The sequence below is a fragment of the Epibacterium sp. HA2-3 genome (genome assembly GCF_055693725.2).
Map to the genome: position 1 here is coordinate 144,963 of NZ_JBVFUL020000002.1, position 20,317 is coordinate 165,279.

The 20,317-nt window shown below is 61.9% G+C and carries 17 protein-coding genes; 4 read left to right on the forward strand and 13 right to left on the reverse strand.

Annotated elements, in window-relative coordinates:
• Positions 1–20: 20 nt before the first annotated feature.
• Positions 21–704 (forward strand): phosphonate C-P lyase system protein PhnL, encoded by a 684-nt coding sequence (gene phnL, locus ACZ1HH_RS15220; RefSeq protein ID WP_044026500.1) that lies wholly within the window; start codon positions 21–23, stop codon positions 702–704.
• Positions 701–1,273 (forward strand): phosphonate metabolism protein/1,5-bisphosphokinase (PRPP-forming) PhnN, encoded by a 573-nt coding sequence (phnN, locus tag ACZ1HH_RS15225; protein ID WP_472635226.1) that lies wholly within the window; start codon positions 701–703, stop codon positions 1,271–1,273. The genes phnL and phnN overlap by 4 nt, the downstream gene beginning before the upstream one ends.
• Here the strand turns inward: phnN and ACZ1HH_RS15230 are convergent.
• A complete protein-coding gene (locus ACZ1HH_RS15230) occupies positions 1,255–1,938 on the reverse strand; it encodes a DUF1045 domain-containing protein (protein WP_472635227.1) in 684 nt (227 codons plus the stop codon). The two genes, phnN and ACZ1HH_RS15230, sit on opposite strands and share 19 nt — an antisense overlap.
• A 52-nt stretch (positions 1,939–1,990) precedes the next feature.
• Here ACZ1HH_RS15230 and ACZ1HH_RS15235 point away from each other — a divergent pair, with 52 nt between their 5' ends.
• Entirely contained in the window at positions 1,991–3,133 is a 1,143-nt protein-coding gene (locus tag ACZ1HH_RS15235) for an alpha-D-ribose 1-methylphosphonate 5-triphosphate diphosphatase (RefSeq protein ID WP_472635228.1), read from the forward strand.
• A 395-nt stretch (positions 3,134–3,528) separates the two neighbouring features.
• On the opposite strand, the gene ACZ1HH_RS15240 is transcribed toward ACZ1HH_RS15235, so the two are convergent.
• From ACZ1HH_RS15240 to ACZ1HH_RS15270, 7 genes are read right to left on the reverse strand one after another with little or no spacing between them, the layout of a single operon-like run.
• Entirely contained in the window at positions 3,529–4,008 is a 480-nt protein-coding gene (locus ACZ1HH_RS15240) for a class I SAM-dependent methyltransferase (RefSeq protein ID WP_472635229.1), read from the reverse strand.
• A complete protein-coding gene (locus ACZ1HH_RS15245) occupies positions 4,009–4,767 on the reverse strand; it encodes a polysaccharide deacetylase family protein (protein WP_472635230.1) in 759 nt (252 codons plus the stop codon).
• Positions 4,768–4,787: 20 nt separating this feature from the next.
• The gene (locus ACZ1HH_RS15250) at positions 4,788–5,927 is read right to left on the reverse strand and encodes a glycosyltransferase family protein (protein WP_472635231.1); all 1,140 of its coding nucleotides are present in this window, start codon (positions 5,925–5,927) and stop codon (positions 4,788–4,790) included.
• Positions 5,924–6,508: a histidine phosphatase family protein gene (locus tag ACZ1HH_RS15255; RefSeq protein ID WP_487320497.1), complete on the reverse strand. Its 585-nt coding sequence runs from the start codon at positions 6,506–6,508 to the stop codon at positions 5,924–5,926. The genes ACZ1HH_RS15250 and ACZ1HH_RS15255 overlap by 4 nt, the downstream gene beginning before the upstream one ends.
• Positions 6,505–7,614, reverse strand: coding sequence for a glycosyltransferase family 4 protein (locus ACZ1HH_RS15260; protein WP_472635232.1), 1,110 nt, complete (start codon positions 7,612–7,614; stop codon positions 6,505–6,507). Before ACZ1HH_RS15260 ends, ACZ1HH_RS15255 begins: the two co-directional genes overlap by 4 nt.
• Entirely contained in the window at positions 7,611–8,855 is a 1,245-nt protein-coding gene (locus ACZ1HH_RS15265) for a glycosyltransferase family 4 protein (RefSeq protein WP_487320498.1), read from the reverse strand. Before ACZ1HH_RS15265 ends, ACZ1HH_RS15260 begins: the two co-directional genes overlap by 4 nt.
• A complete protein-coding gene (locus tag ACZ1HH_RS15270; RefSeq protein ID WP_487320499.1) occupies positions 8,852–10,072 on the reverse strand; it encodes a glycosyltransferase family protein in 1,221 nt (406 codons plus the stop codon). Before ACZ1HH_RS15270 ends, ACZ1HH_RS15265 begins: the two co-directional genes overlap by 4 nt.
• 423 nt (positions 10,073–10,495) lie before the next feature.
• Here ACZ1HH_RS15270 and ACZ1HH_RS15275 point away from each other — a divergent pair, with 423 nt between their 5' ends.
• Positions 10,496–12,853, forward strand: a complete 2,358-nt coding sequence (locus ACZ1HH_RS15275) for a mechanosensitive ion channel family protein (protein WP_472635233.1) — start codon at positions 10,496–10,498, stop codon at positions 12,851–12,853.
• A 72-nt stretch (positions 12,854–12,925) separates the two neighbouring features.
• Here ACZ1HH_RS15275 and ACZ1HH_RS15280 read toward each other — a convergent pair whose 3' ends face one another.
• The 5 genes from ACZ1HH_RS15280 to ACZ1HH_RS15300 are packed head-to-tail and all read right to left on the reverse strand — an operon-like array spanning position 12,926 to position 20,144.
• Entirely contained in the window at positions 12,926–14,281 is a 1,356-nt protein-coding gene (locus tag ACZ1HH_RS15280) for a CoA transferase (protein WP_472635234.1), read from the reverse strand.
• Positions 14,278–15,435 carry an ABC transporter permease gene (locus tag ACZ1HH_RS15285; RefSeq protein WP_011537291.1) on the reverse strand — a complete coding sequence of 386 codons (1,158 nt, stop codon included), beginning with the start codon at positions 15,433–15,435 and terminating at the stop codon, positions 14,278–14,280. Before ACZ1HH_RS15285 ends, ACZ1HH_RS15280 begins: the two co-directional genes overlap by 4 nt.
• Entirely contained in the window at positions 15,432–16,460 is a 1,029-nt protein-coding gene (locus ACZ1HH_RS15290; protein ID WP_011537290.1) for an ABC transporter permease, read from the reverse strand. Before ACZ1HH_RS15290 ends, ACZ1HH_RS15285 begins: the two co-directional genes overlap by 4 nt.
• On the reverse strand, positions 16,460–18,379 hold the full coding sequence (locus ACZ1HH_RS15295; protein ID WP_472635235.1) for an ABC transporter substrate-binding protein: 1,920 nt from the start codon (positions 18,377–18,379) through the stop codon (positions 16,460–16,462). The genes ACZ1HH_RS15290 and ACZ1HH_RS15295 overlap by 1 nt, the downstream gene beginning before the upstream one ends.
• Entirely contained in the window at positions 18,372–20,144 is a 1,773-nt protein-coding gene (locus ACZ1HH_RS15300; RefSeq protein WP_472635236.1) for an ABC transporter ATP-binding protein, read from the reverse strand. Before ACZ1HH_RS15300 ends, ACZ1HH_RS15295 begins: the two co-directional genes overlap by 8 nt.
• Positions 20,145–20,317 lie beyond the last annotated feature (173 nt).

The following is a 20,317-nucleotide window of genomic DNA, read 5'->3' on the forward strand; positions in this document are numbered from 1 at the left end:
TGACCGCTTCTCAAACTCCGATGATCGACATTCAAAATGTCTCCAAGACTTTCACCCTGCACAATCAGGGCAGCGCGCTTATTCCGGTGATGGAGGGGGCAAACCTTTCCGTCAGCCCGGGCGAGTGTGTTGGGCTGGTCGGGGCCTCCGGCGCCGGGAAATCGACCCTGATGCGGCTCATCTACGGCAATTACCTTGCCGCCTCCGGCCATATTCTGATCGGTGGGCTTGATGTCGCCAATGCCGAGCCGCGCGAAATTCTGGAACTGCGCCGCAAGACACTTGGCTACGTGAGCCAGTTCCTGCGGGTGGTGCCTCGGGTCTCGACGCTTGATGTGGTCGCCGAGCCGCTCTTGTCGGTGGGCACCCCGGTTGAAAAGGCGCGCGACCGTGCGGCCTCGCTTCTGGCGCAGCTCAACATCCCCGAACGGCTCTGGACCCTGAGCCCAACGACATTTTCGGGCGGTGAACAGCAGCGCGTGAATATCGCCCGTGGCTTTGCCTATGACTATCCGGCGATGCTGCTGGATGAGCCCACCGCCAGCCTTGATGCGCAAAACCGCGCAACGGTTCTTGGCCTCATCGAGAGCGCCAAGGCGCGGGGCGCAGCCATCATCGGCATCTTTCACGACGAGGCCGCGCGCGAGCAGGTCTGCGATCGGTTTGTTGATGTGTCGGCTTTTGCACCAAAGGCTGCCGCATGAGCATGCCCGCCGACACATCCCCTGCAAAGGGGCCGGTCATCGCTGTTGTCGGTCCCTCGGGTGTCGGCAAGGACAGCCTGATGAGCGGCCTTGCGGTCGCTGATCCGCGCCTGCGCTCCATGCGCCGTGTGATTACCCGCGCGCCCGAAGCCGGTGGGGAGGACTATCACCCCGTGAGCGAGGCCGAGTTTCAGGCCTTGGTCGAGGCGGATGTCTTTGCGCTCCATTGGAATGCCCATGGGCTGCGCTACGGCATTCCGCGCGACATCGAAAAACTGCGCGAGGGCGCCACGGGCGTCCTTGTGAACCTCTCGCGCGCGGTTCTGTTGCAGGCGCAGGAGGTGTTCGACGATTTCCGCGTGATCTCTGTCACGGCCCGCCCCGAAGTGCTGGCCGCGCGTTTGGCCGGACGCGGGCGCGAGGATGCCGCCGAGGTGGAACGCCGCCTTGCCCGTGCCAGCCTTGCACTGCCCGAGGGTTTGCGTCAGGTCCATGAGGTCGACAACAGCGGCGCGCTCAGCGCCGCCATCGTCGAGGCTCAGGCAATCATTCAGGCCGAGAGGGCATAGCGTTGGATAAGGTGAAAACGCCCATCCTCCGCCTCGCCCATCAGCGCCAAGTCGTTGATCACAAAGGGCTGTGGCAAGAGCGGCACAAGGGCCTCCGCCAGATAGGCCTCGACCGCGGGCAGCTCCCGTTTTGGCAGTTTTCCGGTCAAGGTGATGTGAAAGCGGAACTGATCCAACACATAAGGGTAGCCCCATTGCAGAAGATGGGCGTCCTGCTCGGCACTGAGGCCGCCCGCGCGGCGTTTTGCAATCTCCGCATCCGGTGCCGGCGCACGAAACCCGTCAAGCTCGGTCACACAGGCTGCCGCCAGCGCGTTCAGAGCGCCCACATCGCCGATGGGACGCAGCGCCAGAAACCGGCCAAGCCGTTCTACTTGGAGGCCCTCCAGTTGGACGGGGGGCAGACGCGCGGCCAAGGCCGCACATGCGCCACGCAGGGCGCTCTCATCATGCCCGTCCGCCAGTCGCATCGGCGGCTTCAGGGTGGCGTGCAGACCGTATTTGCGCGGGGTCGTCGTGATCGTCGTCACATCCAGCGCCCCGGCACTGGGATGCGCCACCTCGCGGCCCGCCACGATGTCCCAACCGAGCCAGCTCGTTGCCCATTTGCTCCACGCCGCATCGGCGCAGGGCGCATAATAGATCGCATATCGCGTAAATGTCACATTGGCCTCCTAAGACGTGGGCCTTCTCTATCCCGAAAGATGTGAACTCCAGATGACACATGAGATGATCCTTGCCAATGCCACGCTGATCCTTGCGGGCGAGACCCGCACCGGTTGCGTAAAAATCTCAGATGGCGTGATCGCCGACATCGCCGACGGCTCTTCTGTGCCTTCCGGTGCGATGGATCTTGAGGGCGATTTCCTCAGCCCTGGCCTTGTGGAGCTGCACACCGACAACCTGGAACGCCACATCGAACCCCGACCCGGGGTTGACTGGCCCCATGCGGCGGCCCTGGTCGCCCATGACGCCGAGCTTGCCTCGACCGGCATCACGACCGTCTTTGATGCAATGCGGGTGGGTTCGATCCCGTCCGGCAAAGGACGCTATATCAAATATGCGCGCCAGCTTGCGAGCGAGATGCTGGACCTGCGCACCAAGGACATGCTGAAGATCAGTCATTTCCTGCACCTGCGCGCCGAAGTCTGCTCTGAAACGCTGGCCGAGGAGCTGGCGGAGTTCACCGCCGAGGACCGCGTGGGCCTTGTTAGCCTGATGGACCACACCCCCGGTCAGCGTCAGTTCCGCGACATTGCGAAACTCGAGCAATACGTGAAGTCCAAACGTGGCATGTCGGATGAGGAATTCATCAACCATGTGGCGCAACTGAAGGATCTGCGCGCCCGCTTTGGTGATCTCCACGAGGCAACCACCGTGGCCGAGGCCGCCCGCTTTGGCGCAGTGCTGGCCAGCCATGATGACACCACGGCAGATCAGGTGCAGACCTCGGCAGGCCATGGAATTCGGCTGGCCGAGTTCCCCACCACGGTTGAGGCCGCGCGGGCCTGCCATGCCCATGGGATCAAGGTGATGATGGGCGCGCCCAACCTCATTCGCGGTGGTTCGCACTCCGGCAATGTCGCCGCGCGAGAGCTTGCGGATCTGGAGCTTTTGGACATCGTGTCCTCGGACTATATCCCGGCCGCGCTCCTGCAGGCGGCTGTCAAACTGGGCGAGATCTGGGGTGATCTGGCGCGCGGGATGGCCACCGTGACGGCTGCGCCTGCTGCGTCGGTGGGCTTGACCGATCGCGGGGTGCTGGAGGTTGGCAAACGCGCGGACTTGATCCGCTTTCGCACCCGTGAGGGCGTGCCGATGCTGCGCGCAGTTTATTCGCGCGGCGCGCGTGTGGCCTGAGGGCGCCAGTGTCGTAAGGCGAGCGTTGATAGAGCGCGCGCTTTGCGCACCGATCTTACACGCCTGAATGGCGCCTCTGTACGCAAATATGCGCGTAAAAACGGCTTTGTTGCGTGGACCCCCAGATGTCAGCGTACGCTCTCCACGCAACGCCCACATAAAGTATCAGCCATGGTGACCTGTTGTTTCGCACGCGAAACAATCTGACAGGAGTGCTGACCTATCCGGTGTTGCAGAACGGGGAGGCTCCCGCCCCTTTATGCGTGCGGCTAAGCCGCCCCCAAAAGCGTTGGGCCTCCGCCCCAGCGCGATTTGCACAGCAAAGCGCAACCCCTCAAAGACGATGCGCATCCTATTTCCAGCGATCCATTGGACGTGGTGCGGCGTGGCGCGGATCACTCCGCGCGATAGAACATATAGCGGCCTTCGGGGATGCCTTTGGGGCCTTCGATCTCTTTGAAGCCCACAAGAGGCTGGCCAGAGACGATCACCCCGCCCGGCACCATGACGCGCGCAATCACCGGAGAGAGTTTTGCTGCTTCGGCCACGTCTTTTTCTTTGATCCCAAACCCCAGATCGTAATGCGCCAGCGCGAGCTTATGGCCACCCTCTGCCAGGCGGTCCAGCATCGGAGCCGCTTCGCCTTGCAAAAAGTTCTCTTCCGGCGGGACGCAGGACGGGTGGCATTGCAGCACGCGGTCTATGACCCAGATCCGGCGCTCCGGCATCACTTCGCGCAGGTGATCATAGGTGCGACCATTGCCAAGCCCGAGATCAAGAACATCCCCGGTGAGGAGCGAAATCTCTTGCGCGGCCCAATTTAGCCCATCGCGTTGCGCGGTCAGGCGGCGCAGCATACTGTCCAGTCGGCTCACTCAGTTGATCCTCTCGTTGAAACGCCAGGGATGGGCTGGCCCCTCAAGGAGACGGCGCAGCAGGGTGTCGCAGAACTCCCATACCTCGTCCGTATGTACAAGATGATGCGTCAGGAGACCAAGCGGTTCCGCATTATCGTGCTGACCGCTGCGCCGCGCTTGCAAATTGGCCACCAGCTTCGCAAGGATCTGAGCCTCAGGCACAAGACCGCGCCCACCTTTCCAGTCGATCGGATCAATATGGGTGTTGATCTGCACCAGACCCGATGCCGCCTGCGTGCGCTTGCGGGGTCCATAGGTGGAGATTGCAGCAAAGCCCAGCCCCGCAAGCCACGGCAACATCGCAGGCGAGATCCGGTTCCACGGTGGAACGAACATGGGCTGCAAACGCGCGCCAAACAGATGTTTCAGCCGTTCGACCCCCTGTTCGGCATCAGTCAACGCCTCGTCCACGGGGCGGGTGCTGGGAAATTCGCAGGTCTTCTTGTCGGGGTTTGCGTGGTTCACGTGCGCCCATCCGTGCACGACGGGGATCAGATGACTCGACTGTGATACATGTTGCGCCAGCGCGTCTTCTACCGCTTTCGGGATCACCGCCAGATGCACCGGAAGATCACGCCGCGTTGCCATTGCTTCAAGCCGCGTCAACGCATCGGTCGGGGTGACTGCATCATCATCGCGCCACCACAGCGGCAAACGCAGACCCGCCGCAGCCCATTGCTCCAGCTCCGCGTCCAGCGCGTCCCAGCCTTCGGTCATTCAAAATCCCCCAATTGCGCTCAAGCGCGCTGCCCCCTCAGCAGCGTTGCGGCAATCTCCACACTCTGACCCGCTCCGTCAAATTCAAAGCCGTCAAGGCTGCGTTGCGTATCCTGCATAACGCGGCGCAGCGCTGTCGCGAGACGGGCTGGCGTGAGTGTCGCCGCCGCTTCGACCTCAAAACCTGGTAACGGAGACAGGCTCTTGGCGCGCAGGGTCTGCTCCACCTCCGTGCCCGCATCAAAGGGCACGAGCACCGCTGGGGTACCCGATTGCAGCAAATCCAGTGCGGTATTGTAGCCACACATGCTCACGGAGGCGGCTGCATGGGGCAGCATCGCGCGAAAGTCAGAGCGGGCAGGCTCAAGACGTGCGGGCGAACTTGGGTCGTGCAACTCTGCGATACGCGCCGCCGCATCCGCGCCGCCGACAAGAATGCGCCAGCTATAGTCTGGCATCTCCTTGGCGGCCTCAATGGCGCAGGCATATAGTGCATCTCCGACGCTGCCACCGCCAGCGCTGACGAGGATTTCGCCTTTGCCGACCCCATCGGGATGCGGCGCTGCGGCTGGTGGGGCGACATAGCCGGTGTAATGCAGCTTGGCGGCGAGCATGTCCGAGACAGGCCAGCTGACCTCGAGCCGGGTCGCCTTGGGGTCGGAGTGAACGAGCACGCCATCGTAATAGCGCTCAATCATTGCATCGGCGTCCACGGCCTTTTGCGGCTTTGACGGCGGGGCAAGAATATCACGGATCGAGGACAGGATCAGGGGCGGGCGGGGCAGGGCCTTGGCAGCCTCAAGCAGGGCGCGGAACTCTGCCCTAAGAGCGCGGCGACCAAAGGGGTAAAGCTCCGTGATCAGAACATCGGGTTCCCGAGCCTGAACCACGGTTTCCAGCTGATGCACCCTGCGGGCAAGATAGGCCTCATCCGCGACCTCGCCCCCTTCGCCCAGCAGGCGCGTGAACGCCACCCCATCAGAGCGCAGCGGTGGCAATTGCTCGATCTGGACGCCCTCAAGGCTGAGTTGCGGCGCGGGAAACCCGCCAGAGATCACGGTAACGGCATGGCCCAGTCGCGAAAACGCCCGCCCCAATGTGAGGGCGCGCGACAGATGCCCGGTGCCCAAGAGATGCGTGACAGCAATCAGAACCTTCATGACGCGCCTTTCTCCAGCCTGACGGGCTCTGTCCATGGGTCGAGCTGATCGCCAGAGATCTCGACCACAAACAGGCGGTTGCGCTTAACCTGGAACGGGGCGGGGCCATCGAAATCCCAGCCATGCGCGCGGGCAAGGATCATCCGCATGATACCGATGTGACAGACGGCAACCGTGTCACGCGTCAGGGTTGCGATCCAGGGCGCAACCCGCGCCCAGACCTCGGCAGGGCTTTCGCCCCCAGGCGGGCGATAATCCCAGCCCCAGTGTTCAATGTCGCGAAACCCTGATTGCGGGTCTGCGCGCAAAAGCGCGCCCTGTTGACCTTCCCAATCGCCCCAATTCATCTCGATGAGCGCGGCTGCGGTTTGGGGCGCACGTCCAGCCACAAGTTCGGCGGTCTCGGCGGCGCGCTTCAGGGGGCTCGACCAGAGGTCCGCGTCTTTCCACGTGCCCGGCAGGGCCTGGGCTGCGAGCTCTTGGCGGGCGGCCGCATCGAGTGCGATGTCGCTGCGCCCCTGAATGCGACCTGCACGGTTCCAGTCTGTGTGCCCGTGGCGCAAAAGAGCAAGCCGGATCATGCGCTGTGTTCCCTAAATAGTGGCTTGAGCGCCGCCCAGAGGGTTGCGGACGCGGCGGGGCGAAGGTGGTGGCAGGCGATATGATCCCGCGCCCGCCGCCCGAGGTCTTTGCGCTCAGACGCATCCGCCAGCAGGTGCACCACACGGGCGGCAAGGGCGCGCGCGCCAGCATCTGGAGCGGGATAGTCCCCGGGCAAAAGCACATCCCGCAAGCCGGGCCTGTCTTGAGCGACCACAGGTAGACCATGAGATTGGGCCTCGAGATAGACCATCCCGAAGGCTTCGTTGACGCCGGGCCACAGGAAAAGATCTGCTGCACGATACGCGTCTGTCATGGCCTCGGGGCCGAGCTGTCCGAGAAAACGCACCCGGTCGCCAAAGGGCGCCATGAGCGCGTCGACCTCGCTGCGCGCGGGGCCGTCGCCCGCAATCAAAAGCTGCCAGTCGCCCGCGCGCTCGGTCTTTTCAAGGTGGCGCAGCGTCTCGGCAATAAGGGCATAAGACGCCAGTTTGTCGCCCGGACGCATCATGCCAGCCGCCAGCAGTGTACGGCCTGCGACGTCTGACTCTGCCCTTGCCGGAGGCAGCGCATCCTGCGGCAGAAACGGGCGCAGATGCACCAGTTGTTGATCGCCTGCGCGATCGCGCTCCAACGTCTGTCGGTCCTGGTCCGTAAGGTAGAAGATCACAGCGGCCTGATCAGCGGCCTCATGGGCCGCCTGCGCAAATGCGGCCCAAGGCCCCTTCAGGCGTTTCTTGGCGCGCGTGCTCTCGATCTGCACGTAGGGAATGCCCCGGGCCTCGGCCACGGCGGGTCCGAGCAAATCGGGGGCTTTGTAGTAATTGTGATAGGTCACCCAAGCGTCCACGGGCGGAAGCTCCTCGACCAGACGGCTGACCTCATCAGCGGCGCGCCGCTGCAATAGCTGCTGATGCGCGGGGTCGCCCAGTTTATCATAAAGCCGCAGCTCTGAGGCGAGAATCACCTCCGCACCGCCCAATTGCAAAAGCTCCATCAGGTTCTGAGCCATCGCGCGATCGCCAGAGGGCGTAGGATGAGTTGGAGCCTTCATGGGCGCATAAAAGGCGATACGGGATGCGCTCATCCAGCGTCCTTCAGCATCGCATTGAGGCGCGTGTTCAACTGCGCAATGCCCGGATCCATGCCAAACTCAGCGCGCAGACGCAGAAGCGCGGCTTCGGCCATGCGCTGCGCCTCTTCGGGCGCATGGGCCAAGCGCAGCATCGCGTCCGCCAAAGCCTCGGGTGCGTCGCTGCTGAGGAGGCCATGGGTGCCACTTTCGATGAACTCGGGAATAGCCGACACCGGGGTCGAGAGGATCGGCAGGCCTTGCGAAGCCGCCTCCATCAGCACATTGGGCAAGCCGTCGCGGTCGCCATCCGAAGCCACACGGGAAGGCAGCACAAAGAGATCAGCCGCACGCATCGCATCAATCACCTCGGGCTGATCGCAGGCGCCGCGCCATGTGATACGAGCAGAAATGCCTGCGTCTTCGGCCATGCCCTGCAACAGATCCCCAAGTCCGCCACCACCGATATGGGTCCAGTGCCAGTCAAGATCCCGAGGCAGGAGCGCAAGCGCGGCGATCAAGCGGTCAAAGCCTTTCTTCTCCACCAGCCGCCCCACCGACATCATGTGAAACGGCGCATTCGGGGTGCGCAGTACACGCGCAGGGGGGGCGGGGAACCGCGACAGATCAAGCCCGTGATAGATCAGATCCACAGGCGTGCCGTCAGAGAGCTCTTGTAGATGCTTCGCGCCAAACCCTGTGCAGGTGGCCCCAAAGGCCGCGCCATGGCTGGCTGCCGAGAGCTTTTCGCGCAACTCCCATTCGGGCGAGGTCCAGATGTCTTTTGCATGGGCCGAAAAGCTCCACGGCAGGCCGCGCATAATTGCGGCATAGCGCGCCACCGAGGCTGGCGTGTGCAGGAAATGGGCATAAAGGCCGCGCACCTCGGGCGGCAGTTCCGCCGCCAGGACACAGGCCTGACCAAAGCGGCGAATGCGGTTGTGCGTCGGGTCGCGGCGCAGATCTGCGCGCCAGACTTCGTAGGCCGCCGCGTAGCCCGGCAGCGTCTGCGCCCGAGTGCGAGCCTCGGCCACCCGAGTGGGCGCATCATAGAGATACTCCGGCAGGTAATGCACAGGCGCCTGGAGACGATCATGAAGCGGGTGCGTTTTGGTGTCCGTGGGGTGACGCAGCGACCAAATCTCAAAAGGCTGTCCCGCCGCCTCAAGAGCGACCAGTTCCTGCGCGATAAAGGTCTCGGAAAGGCGCGGCCAGCCTTTGACCAACACAGCAAGCGCGGAGCGTTTTCCAGTCATGCGCTGACCTCACGCGGGAGTTGTTGCAACAGTGCATTGACCCGTTCGGTCACATAGTCGAGTCCGTCCAGTAGCCCGTCAGAGATCGCTTTTGAAGGGTTGGGCTGGCGCTCCAGCGCGCGGATCGCACCGATCATCGCCTCGGGCGTCCAGCCATCGCGGGTTTCGTCGAGCATGGTCACGAGGCCCAGTTCCTCGGCACGGCTGGCCCGGATCCACTGCTCCAGCCGGGGCGTGGTACGCGGTACAATCACGGCCGGTTTGTCAAACGACAGCACCTCGCAGAACGTGTTGTAACCGCCCATGCAGATGACGCCCTGCGCTCCGGCAAACAGCGTCTCGATCTGGCTCTCAAAGCCCACGGCGGTGACCCGCCCGTCAAGGGCCGCGACCCGATCCTCAAATGCGGCGCGGGTGTCACCGGACAGGAACGGGCCGTAGACCAGCATCGCGCGTGGCGTGAGGCTTGGGTCGCGTTCATAGGCGGAAATCGCAAGATCCACCATCATCGCGCCATCGCCGCCACCTCCGGCGGTAATCAGAACATAAGGCTGCTCTGGGGGCTCGCCTACTTCGCCAAGATCACGGCGCAGATAGCCCGTCCAGTGCATGCGCGCCTGTGTCTCTTTGCTCAGGGGCAGGCCTGCGGTCGGATCATAGACGTCATGCAGACCGTAGATCCAGATTTCATCATAGTAGGTCTCTGCCGCCTCGAGCGCGGATTTGCGCTCCCATTCGGCGCGCAGCACTTCTGGTTCGTCCAGAACATCGCGCAAACCCAGCACAAGGCGCGCCTGGCCGCGTTCCTGCAAGAGATCAAGCGTGGGGATCAACTCGCCGCGAAATCCGGTAGGTTCCTTGTCGACCACCAGTATATCGGGCGCAAACTGCTCAGCGGTGGAACGGATGAGGCCCGCGCGCAGCTCCGTGGTCTCTTCTATGCTCATACCCATTGTGCGGCTGGCATAAGAGCCGTCAGCGCGCTTGATCACACCGGGCAGGCGCATGTGGTCCACGCGATTGGGAAAGGCAAATCGCCCCGCCACTGGCGAGCCGGTCAGGATCATCGCAGAGGCTTTGGGGTCCGCCGAAGTGATCGCCGCTGCCAGGGCGCGCGAGCGCCGCAAGTGACCAAGGCCAAACGTGTCGTGACTGTAAAACAGGATGCGGGGGCCACGGTCCGAAGGGCCGAAACGGGGAAGGGGGCTGGCACTCATGGCGCGACTCGCTTGCAGGATATGATCGGACGGGCGGGTTTCATCAGGCGCAAGCGCGGACTCGGTCGCTTGAGCACACAAGAAAAGACGGCGCAGGGCCGTATGGGGGGCGATGTGCAGCACCTCGTCTGGGTGGCGCGTTGCGTTTTGGCCATATTCCGCCCCAACGTGCTTTGAACGCGCCCGTGGCAATCTGTGGCGCGACCGATTTTCTCATGCGTATCGCGGGAATGGATATGGCTGCAGGAACACGCCAAAACAATAACCCGACCTTTGAAACACGCGTGGTATAGCTTGCGTTAAGCCATCGTGCAATCAAGCCTATGAGATCTAGGGACGATTGGCGGTGCAAAATCGAAAATCGTGGCTTGTTTGCGGCTTTTCAGCAGTCAAATCGCCCCGCGAGCGAAAAGGAAGAACACCATGTCGAGATTGACCGCTTTGCTCCGCCTGTGGCTGATCGCAGCCACGATCGGCCTGCTTGGCAGTGTGCCTGCTGACGCTCAATCGACGCTGGTGTCCCAGGGAACCTCCGAGGAAGCGCGTTCTCAGAGCGATCTTGCTGATGCGATCCGACAGGCCGCAGAGGCAGGTGTGGGCGTCGTGATCGTCGACAGCAGCGGCCGCGCGCTCAGTGGTGCCGAATTTGTGGCGCAGGCCGGGTCCGCGATGGAAGAGGAACCGGGCGTCATGGGCGGCGCCTCATCAATGATGAAGGCACAAAGCGAGCTGCGCGATTTTCGCAGCAAGCTCAACGAACGGCTGAAGTCGCTCCCCAGCTCCTATATCGAGATGGCCTACATCCTGCGCGCGACCAGCCCCGATGGCCGCATCATCACTTATGTCAAAGTGGTGCTGATTACGACCGTCCTGCTGTTGATCGGACGCTGGCTCTCGACCGAGATCTACGGCAAGCGGCTTATCAAAAGCTATGTCGTGAGCCGTATCGAGGAAAAGCCCGAAGGCTATGCCGGGAAGATGCCATTCCTGTTCATCCGGTTTGCTGCCGGTCTGGGGGGCACGCTTTTTGCAATGATCTTTGCGCTGATCGTGACGCTGCTGGTGTTTGGCCCCTCGGGGGATGTCTCGATCGAGTTCACGTCGCTTGCGGTCTATCTAACGTTTTTTGTGGCACGCACGATCTCTGATCTGTGGCGCATGGTGCTCTCGCCCTACCTCAGCCAGTATCGCATCCCGTCGCTTTCGGACAGGGATGCAAAGCGGCTCTACTTCTGGCTCTCGGGACTTGCGACCTTTGATTTTGTCGCCGTTATGGTTTCGACCTGGGTGCAGGATTTTGGTCTCAACTACAATATCTATGCGCTGACCTATTCGTTGCTGATGCTGGCCTCTTCGCTGCTGGCAATCCTGCTCGTGCTGTTCAACGCGCGGGCCATTTCCGGTGCGATCCGCCATGTGGGCGATGCACACGTGGTGGCCTGGCCAAACCGTCTGCTGTCGTGGGTCTGGGCACCCATCGTAATCCTCTACATCGCCTTTGGCTGGTTGGCTCTGACGTTTGACCTCGTGCTTGAGAACCCAAGCGCGCTGCCGCCGAATATGGGTCTCTTTGCGGTGCTGACCTCGATCCTGGTGGTCTATGGTCTGATCAACTACGTGATCGAACAATTCACCTCGCGCCGCCGGATCATCGAGACCACAGATGACACGACGCAAAGCGACGACGAAAACAGCGAAGACGCTCAAGAAAAGACCACGGCGCGCCACCCGATTGCGACCTACAAGGATCTGGCCCGTCGCGCAGCGGGCATCCTGGCCTTTCTCGTCGGTGCCGTTTCGCTGATATTCATCTGGAACCCCGAGTTTGCAATGGAGGATGCGCCCTGGCTCGATCGGGCAATCGATGTGCTGGTGATCCTCTTCATCGGATATCTGGTTTTCCATATCGCCCGGATCTGGATTGACAGCAAAATCGAAGAAGAAACGCAAGATCAGCCGGATGGCGAGTTGGGCGACGAAGGCGGGGGCAGCAGTGCCAGCCGCCTGGCCACGCTCCTGCCTCTGTTCCGTGGCGCAATTCTGGCGGTGGTTGTGGTCACGATCATTCTCATCGTGCTGATGGAGATCGGCATCAATGTGAGCCCGCTGTTTGCCGGTGCCGGTGTCGTGGGCCTGGCGGTTGGCTTTGGCTCACAGACCCTGGTGCGCGATATATTTTCGGGCGCGTTTTTCCTGATCGACGATGCCTTTCGCCGCGGCGAATACATCGACATCGGCAGTGTGAAAGGCACGGTCGAGAAGATCTCCGTGCGGTCGTTTCAGCTGCGCCATCACCTTGGGGCGCTGCACACCATTCCCTTTGGCGAAATCCAGGTGCTGACAAACTATTCGCGCGACTGGGTGATCATGAAGCTGCCGCTGCGCGTGACCTATGACACGGATGTCGAAAAGGTGCGCAAGCTGATCAAGACCCTCGGCAAGGAGTTGCTGAACGATCCGGTAATCGGTCACAACTTCATTCAGCCTCTGAAATCGCAGGGCGTGATCGAGATGCAGGATTCTGCAATGATCATCCGTGTGAAGTTCATGACAAAGCCCGGCGATCAGTGGCTGGTGCGCAAGAAGGTTTTTCAGGAAATCCGGGATCTCTTTGAACGCGAGGGTATCAAGTTTGCCCACCGCGAGGTCACCGTGCGCGTTGTGGATGACACCGGCGAAAAAGTCCCCAAGGCTAAGCGCGACGCCGCCCTTGGCGCGGCGCAGGCGGCTATCGAGGATGATCTGATGGATTCGAACGACGGCGGCGGCGATGACCGCTGATTGGACGTGGGATTGGATCGTCCAGGGTATGACCTGAGACGATCCAGAGCAATCAGACCAGATACGATAGGGTCAGGTTTGCCGCTCGTTCCATTGCGGAGGATGCGTGCCGCTTAGCTGTGCCGGCATATCCCAACCCATCTCGCAGCCGTTGATCTTCACCGCTGGGCTCAGACGCAACCCAGCCCCCCAGCCGCTCGCCTCCTCACTCGTGGCAAAGTCGCAGGGCTCGGCAGTTGAAATCTCCGGCCCTGATAGCCGTTTCGGGATCGCGACCAGCGCTTCTGCCGTTCGGGCAAGCGACAAGCGTGCAACCCCGACCGGCTCTTGCCGTGCTGCCGCCGAGAGCGCAGACAAAACCGCCGCGGCCATCAGGTAGCCGGTTGCGTGATCGAGGGCCTGCACCGGCAAGGGGGTCGGCTTTTGTGCGCCCGCCCAGTCCCGCCCCGCATCAGCGATCCCGGCGCTCATCTGAACAAGGCTGTCAAACCCGCGCCGATTTGCCCAGGGGCCAGTCCAGCCATAGGCGTTGAGAGTGACCTCGATCCGGTTGGGCGCAATCGCGTCGCGTGTAGCCAAATCCAGCCCCAGATTGTCGAGCGCGCCTGGTCTGAAGCCATGCACCAACACATCTGCCTCGGCCAGAAGTGCGCGCAGGTGGGCGCGGCCGGCCTCTGTGCGCAGATTGAGCCTTGCCATGCGTTTGCCCAGCGAGATGTCCTGCAACACGCCCGGCTCGTCCCAATCGGGCGGGTCGATCCGCAGCACCTCGGCCCCGAACCCGGCCAGCGTGCGGGTGCTGACCGGTCCGGCCAACACGCGCGTCAGATCGAGCACCCGCACCCCCATCAGAGGTCGCGCTGCGCTGGCCTCCGGGCGCGCGCGCAGCACCACGCGGCGCGGCTTGATCCAATCCACCAGAGGCTCTTGGCAGACCGCCGCGCCCTGTGGATGCGCCAGCCATTCTTCACGGCTGCGCATCGCGGCCGCGACACCGCCTGCGCCCACAACCGCTGCCTCCAGCGCGTCGCCCTGCCAGGTCAGCACCGCCTTGGCGACGCCTTCGCGATCCGCATTACAGCCGAGCACCGACAGGGCCGCCGCGCGGTGATGCGGCAGGTTGGTGTGCAGGCGGATCCAACCATCTGCGCAGGGATAATCCCCCGCGATCGGATCCCAAAGCGAAGGCATCTCCCAACCCACGGGGCGAAAGGAATAGCCAAACCAGAGCGAGGCAAGGCGCTGGTCCACCGTGACGTCGGGCGCGCTGGGGGCCAACCCCAGCACCTCGATCAGCCTTGCCATTTCCAATCCAACCGCGCCGAGGCAGGCGTTGGCAAGCTCCGAGACCGCATAGACGCTTGGACGCTGGCCCTCGCCTACGACGTGATAGGCGTCCGGAGGGGGCAGGGCGTCAAACATACTCATTGCTGATAGGGATCCAGACTATCGCGCAGACCGTCGCCCAGAAAGTTGAACGCCAGAACGACCACGATGATCGGCAGCATTGGGATCGCGGTCCAGGGGTAGATCTCGATATTGGCAAGGTTCTGCGCGTCATTGAGCATCACCCCCCAGCTCACTGCCGGGGCGCGCAGACCGAGCCCAAGGAACGAGAGCGCCGTCTCTCCCAAGATCATCGCCGGGATCGACAATGTGGCCGAGGCGATAAGATGGCTCATGAAGTTGGGCAGCAGGTGTTTCTTGATCACGCGCCCTGAAGATGCGCCCATCATTTCGGCGGCGCGGACGTATTCCTCTTCGCGCAGGCTCAGGAACTTGGCCCTGACGGAACGCGCAAGACCCGGCCAGTCGAGGATGCCGAGGATGATGGAAATGATGAAAAACACTGCCACCGGCGACCATGTGGAAGGGACCGCCGCTGAAAGCGCCAGCCAGAGCGGCAGCTCGGGCAGGCTGCGCAGGATTTCAATAGCGCGGTTGATGACCCAGTCGATCTTGCCGCCGAAATACCCCGCAACAGAGCCGAAAAAGATCCCCAGAACAAAAGACACCGTGATGCCGATCAGACCCACGGTCAGCGAGAGCTGCGCGCCAAAGAGAATGCGGCTGAAGATGTCACGTCCCAGGCGATCTGACCCCCAGAGAAACAATGTCGCCCCTTCGGGCGCGCAAAAGAGATGGGTGTTGGCAGGGATCAGACCCGCCAGTCGATATTCGGCTCCCTCGCAAAAGAAACGGATCTGTTGCGGGTTGTCGTAATCAGGCTTCACCACCCATTGAAAGGTCTCAAGATCGGCCTCTGAGGTCAGCGGATAGATAAACGGGCCCAGAAATTCGCCCTCGTGAAAGAAGTTCACGGACTGCGGTGGCGAATAGAGATGCTCGGCGTTGCGCTCGTTGGGGCCATAGGGCGCGATGAAGCCTACAAACGGCAGCATCACATAGCAAAACAGCAGGAATATGCCCGAGATCAACCCCAGGCGGTGGGTCTTGAACTTGCGCCAGATCAGCACCCAGTTCGGCGCGTCGAGATCCTTGCGCTCCAGTTCGCGGATCGAGGCCTGCGGGTCATAGGGCGCATCATCGACAAAACGACCGTCGGGGTGTTTTTCGCTCATGATTTGCGCCCCTCATAGCGGATGCGCGGATCAAGCAGCACCAAGAGCACGTCAGAGATCATGGTGCCGATCAGCGTCAAGAGCGCGACAAACATCAAAACGAATCCCGACAGGAACATGTCCTGCGACTTGAGCGCCTGCAGCAGGACCGGCCCGATGGTTTGCAGGCCCAGCACGACCGAGACCAGAACCGAGCCGGAGACCATTGCCGGGAGCAGATTGCCGATGTCGGCCACAAAGGGGTTAAACGCCACCCGCAGCGGATATTTTGCCAACATTCGAGACGGGCGCATACCCTTGGCCACAGCGGTTTCCACATAGGGTTTGCCCAGCTCGTCCAGCATGTTGGCACGCAGGCGCTGCATCATCGCGGAGGCTCCCGAGGTGCCGATCACAAAGGTGGGCACGATCAGGTGAATGAGGATGGATTTGACCTTTTCCCAAGACATCGGCTCGCCCTCAAACTCTGGCGCCATCAGGCCGCCGATAGGCAGGTTGAGGTATTGATGCCCATAGTAAAACAGGATCAGGGCAAGCAGAAAATTCGGCGTGGCAAGCCCCAAATAGCCAATAAAAGCTGCTGTATAATCGATCATCGTGCGCGACTTGGCGGCGGCCAGAACGCCAAGGGGCAGGGCGACGATATAGACAAACAGCACCGCTGCGAGGTTCACCAGAACCGTGAGCCAAAGGCTGTCGCCCACGATCTCTGCCACGGGGCGGTCAAATTCAAAGGACCAGCCAAAATTGCCCTGCAGCATGCCGGAAAACCCGTGAGGGCCGGGCCAGAAGCCCATCCAGATCAGATATTGCTCCGCGAGGGAGCGGTCGAGCGCATATTCCTTGCGCAGGAACTCAGCCTTGGCGACACCGGCCTCCTGACCCGTGGCGCGCAGCTCTGCAATCTGGTTCGACAGGAAGTCGCCAGGCGGCAAGTTGATGATCCAGAAGATCAGCACCGACACCAGTAGGAGTGTCAGCAGCATGGTGCCAAAGCGATAGAGCGCGTAGCGCAGAATTTCCATCAGCCTTCGCCATCCTCAAAGTAGAATTCATCCATCCGGTGCACGCCAAAATGTGCGCCGGGATCCCAGGCCCAGATCGCCGTCTTGGGCACATTGCGCAGACGGTTTGAGACCACAACGGGCTGCGGCGCGGCTGCCACCAGGCCAATTGCAAAGACATTTTCGGCGTGAATTTCAAGCATCTCATGCCAGGCTTCGGCCCGTTTGTTGGCATCTGGTGCCTTGTTCCAGTCGTCCAGAAGCTCCATCAGACGCTGCGCCGGTGCCATATCTGGCGCTTCGCCCACCGCGCCGCTGGTTTGATAATACTGACCCCATTTGGGCCAGGACAAAAACACCTGATCCGTGGGCGCAAGATAGGCCGGGGAGGTGTAGCTCTGCGGGAGACCATTGTCCCAGCCGTACCAGACCGAGGCCATGGTGGTGCCCGAGAACACGCGATTGCGCAGGATGTCGCGATCGAGCGGGCGCATCACCAGCTTCACACCCACATCGCGCCAGTCATCTGTGATGATCTGCAGCGCATTTTCTACCTCTTGCCGCTCGCCTGCGGTTTCCACCACCAATTCCATCGGGCGCCCGTCGGGCAGGCGGCGGATGCCGTAGCCGTCGCGTTCGGTGAGGCCCGCCTCATCCAGCAGCGTGTTGGCCAGATCGGGATCATATTGTGCCCACGCGTCCCGCAACTCTTGCTCAAAGAAAGGGCTTTTCTCCAGAACCGTCATCGCGCCGGGCTTTGCCAGCTTGAAATAGAGCGATTTATTGATGGCTGGGCGGTTGATCGCCACTGAAAGGGCGCGGCGCACACGCACATCGCGCAGGGTCGCGCGCCAGACTTCATCCGCCGCGTTCAGGTTCGGATAAATCGCAATCTGCGAGGCAGTGCCCGAGGACCAGAGCTCGGTGCGATAGTCACCATTTGCCTCGCCTTTGCGCAAGATCGGAATGTCTCTGAAATCAAGCCCACGTGCCTGCAGGTCGGCCTCGCCCGCGTTGGATTTTGCCGCGACCAACCCGCCCGACACAATCTCCATTTCGACCGTGTCGATATACGGGAGCTGCACGCCGTTCTCATCGATGCGATGATAGTACGGATTGCGCACAAATTGATGGCGGATCTTCTTGCCTGCGGTGGCGTTGATCCAAGGCTGTAGCGTCGGCAGGTCAGGATTGTCGAACTTGTCCATATTGTCGCGCTTGTTGTGCAGCGCGGCCCAGCTCTTGACGCGGGCGTAGTCGATTTCCTCTTCCAAGGCTTCGGGGTCGGCAAAGTCCTTGTGGAACTGTTTCAGATAGGCGGAGGGACGGTAGATGAAGGGTGGCACCGCTTGCGCCAGCACCTGAAGGAAGCTGGGGTTGGGGGTGCTCCACTCAAAAACCACAGTGGTGTCATCCGGAAAAGTGACCTCCGGCAACTCCCCCTCGACGCGCACAAAATCCGGCGGGCCGGTGGGATTGAGCTCGCGGTTGTTGGCAATGTGTGTCCACCAGTATTCGAAATCCGCCGAGGTGAAAGGATCGCCAGAGGACCATTTATGCCCCTCGCGCAGGTGCAGGGTGAATTTGCGATCGCCCTCGCTTTCAAAGCTTTGTAGCACATCGGGCACGAGCTCGTAGTTCTCGTTGTATCCCACAAGGCGCGCATAGCCGTAGACAACCATCTGGCGGATGTCCTTGGAGCGCGTGACCATCGTATTGAGCGTGCCGCCGGGAATGCCCGGACTGCGCCCCTTGGCGGCGAGGTTCACCACAAGCGGCTCTGCGGGGATGCGTTCAGCGGCGGGTGGCAGATCGCCTGCGGTGACCTCATGGCTCCAGAAGGCGCTTTCTTGCACGGTGGGCTGAGCAACCGCCGCAAGCGGCAGCAGCAGAAAGGCAAGGGCACTGGTGAAGGAAAGCAGGGGACGGGCGTTAGACATGACAGCGTACCTTATGTCCGGGATCCAGTGGCACCAACGGCGGGGCATTCTCTCCGGCAAAGCGGAAGGCCTCCGGCCAGCTTTCGGGCGCGCCTGCGCCCTGTGCCACAAGTTTGAGATTGATGGGGCGATCCACATCGGGGACCGGCTGGGCAGCAATAAGTGCCTTGGTGTAGGGGTGTTTGGGGTTGTGAAACAGCACTTCGGGCGGGCCCTGTTCCACAATGAGGCCACGCCGCATCACCGCGACCTCATCGGCGATCCGGGCCACCACCGCAAGGTCGTGGCTGATAAAGAGATAGGAAAGCTGGCGCGCGTCGCGGATTTCTTCCAGCAGGGTCAGGATCTGTTCCTGCACCGAGACATCCAGCGCCGAGGTCGGCTCGTCACATACCAGAAGAGCCGGGTCGAGCATCAGCGCTCGGGCTATAGAGAGGCGCTGGCGCTGACCGCCGGAAAACGCATGCGGATACCGGCTGAGCATATCGCCGGGCAGCCCAACAAGGCGCAGCATCTCGGCTGCACGGGCCTTGTGATCGGCGCGCGCGCCGATGCCGTGGATTTCGAGCGGCTCTGCCAGCGTGTCAAAGATCCGCTGGCGCGGACTGAGCGAGGAATAGGGGTCTTGAAACACCATCTGCGCCTGCCGCTGGAACGCGCGGCGAGCGTCGCGATCCATATCATGCACCTCAAGTGCCTCTGCCCCCGCGGCGTGGCGAAAGAGCACCTCGCCGCCCGCATCCACCGTTTCTGCGCCAAGCGCAATGCGTGCAGCGGTGGTCTTGCCAGAACCGCTTTCGCCAACAATTGCCAAGGTCTTGCCCCGCGGCAGGCGCAGATCAACGCTGTCACAGGCCCGCACAAGGGTCGGTTTGCTCCAGCTTTTGCCCGAGCGCATGGTAAAGGTCTTGGTGACATTGCGCAGCTCAAGGATCAGATCCTGCTGCTCCTGTGGCGCTGGGGAAATCGCCGGCGGGATCTTGGGCGCCGCCTCAAAGAGATCCTTGGTGTAGGGATGGGCGGGCGCGCGCAGGATAGGTTCGGCTGGGCCTGCCTCCATGACACGACCCTTGTGCATCACCACCACCTGCTCGGCCATATTGGCCACCACGCCAAGATCATGGGTGACGAGGACCATGGCCATGCCGGTCTCGCGCTGCAGATCCTTCATCAGCCCCAGAACCTGTGCCTGAGTGGTCACATCAAGCGCAGTTGTGGGTTCATCCGCGATCAGCAGATCCGGCTTGGCAACCATGGCCATGGCGATCATTGCGCGCTGGCGCATGCCGCCCGAAAGCTCGAACGGATAGGAGCGCCAGGTGCGCTCGGGATCGGGGAACCCGACGCGCTCGAAACACTCCAGCACCTCGCGTTTGGCCGCTTCTTCAGAGACGCTTCTGTGAAGATGAATGATCTCCACCACCTGATTGCCGATCCGATGCAGCGGAGACAAAGAGCGCATAGGCTCCTGAAAGATCATCGCAATGCGGTTTCCGCGCACATCATGGCGCATTTGCTGCTCGCTGATGCGGGCCAGATCCAGCTCATCCTGGTCGCCGCGCAGGATCATGCGACCAGAGTGCAGGCGTGCAGTGCGCGGCAGAATGCGCAGCACCGCGCGGCAGCTGATGGTCTTACCAGAGCCACTTTCACCGACCAGCGCCAGTGTTTCACCCGGATTCACTTCGAAATTCACGTTCTGCACCACAGGTGCATCGCGACCAAAGCCAATGCTGAGATTTTCGACCGACAAAAGGGGGCGCATGTCAGATGGCCCAGCCACGTCGTCGCTGCGCAGGTATGAAGATGAGAGTTCTCCCTGATTTTTGCCTTACCTTCGCGCGGTCAGGCCCTTGTAGTCAAATGCCATTTGACCGCGATACCCCGTGATCGGGAAATTGTGTTCCTTCAGTCATTGTTTGGCGTAGCCCGCGGCGT

Excerpts from the sequence above, each read along its gene's own strand:
- phnL (WP_044026500.1), top strand. The coding sequence starts at position 21 with ATGATCGACATTCAAAATGTCTCCAAGACTTTCACCCTGCACAATCAG.
- phnN (WP_472635226.1), top strand. The coding sequence starts at position 701 with ATGAGCATGCCCGCCGACACATCCCCTGCAAAGGGGCCGGTCATCGCT.
- ACZ1HH_RS15235 (WP_472635228.1), top strand. The coding sequence starts at position 1,991 with ATGACACATGAGATGATCCTTGCCAATGCCACGCTGATCCTTGCGGGC.
- ACZ1HH_RS15245 (WP_472635230.1), bottom strand. The coding sequence starts at position 4,767 with ATGACCGAAGGCTGGGACGCGCTGGACGCGGAGCTGGAGCAATGGGCT.
- ACZ1HH_RS15250 (WP_472635231.1), bottom strand. The coding sequence starts at position 5,927 with ATGAAGGTTCTGATTGCTGTCACGCATCTCTTGGGCACCGGGCATCTG.
- ACZ1HH_RS15255 (WP_487320497.1), bottom strand. The coding sequence starts at position 6,508 with ATGATCCGGCTTGCTCTTTTGCGCCACGGGCACACAGACTGGAACCGT.
- ACZ1HH_RS15260 (WP_472635232.1), bottom strand. The coding sequence starts at position 7,614 with ATGAGCGCATCCCGTATCGCCTTTTATGCGCCCATGAAGGCTCCAACT.
- ACZ1HH_RS15265 (WP_487320498.1), bottom strand. The coding sequence starts at position 8,855 with ATGACTGGAAAACGCTCCGCGCTTGCTGTGTTGGTCAAAGGCTGGCCG.
- ACZ1HH_RS15270 (WP_487320499.1), bottom strand. The coding sequence starts at position 10,072 with ATGAGTGCCAGCCCCCTTCCCCGTTTCGGCCCTTCGGACCGTGGCCCC.
- ACZ1HH_RS15275 (WP_472635233.1), top strand. The coding sequence starts at position 10,496 with ATGTCGAGATTGACCGCTTTGCTCCGCCTGTGGCTGATCGCAGCCACG.
- ACZ1HH_RS15280 (WP_472635234.1), bottom strand. The coding sequence starts at position 14,281 with ATGAGTATGTTTGACGCCCTGCCCCCTCCGGACGCCTATCACGTCGTA.
- ACZ1HH_RS15285 (WP_011537291.1), bottom strand. The coding sequence starts at position 15,435 with ATGAGCGAAAAACACCCCGACGGTCGTTTTGTCGATGATGCGCCCTAT.
- ACZ1HH_RS15290 (WP_011537290.1), bottom strand. The coding sequence starts at position 16,460 with ATGGAAATTCTGCGCTACGCGCTCTATCGCTTTGGCACCATGCTGCTG.
- ACZ1HH_RS15295 (WP_472635235.1), bottom strand. The coding sequence starts at position 18,379 with ATGTCTAACGCCCGTCCCCTGCTTTCCTTCACCAGTGCCCTTGCCTTT.
- ACZ1HH_RS15300 (WP_472635236.1), bottom strand. The coding sequence starts at position 20,144 with ATGCGCCCCCTTTTGTCGGTCGAAAATCTCAGCATTGGCTTTGGTCGC.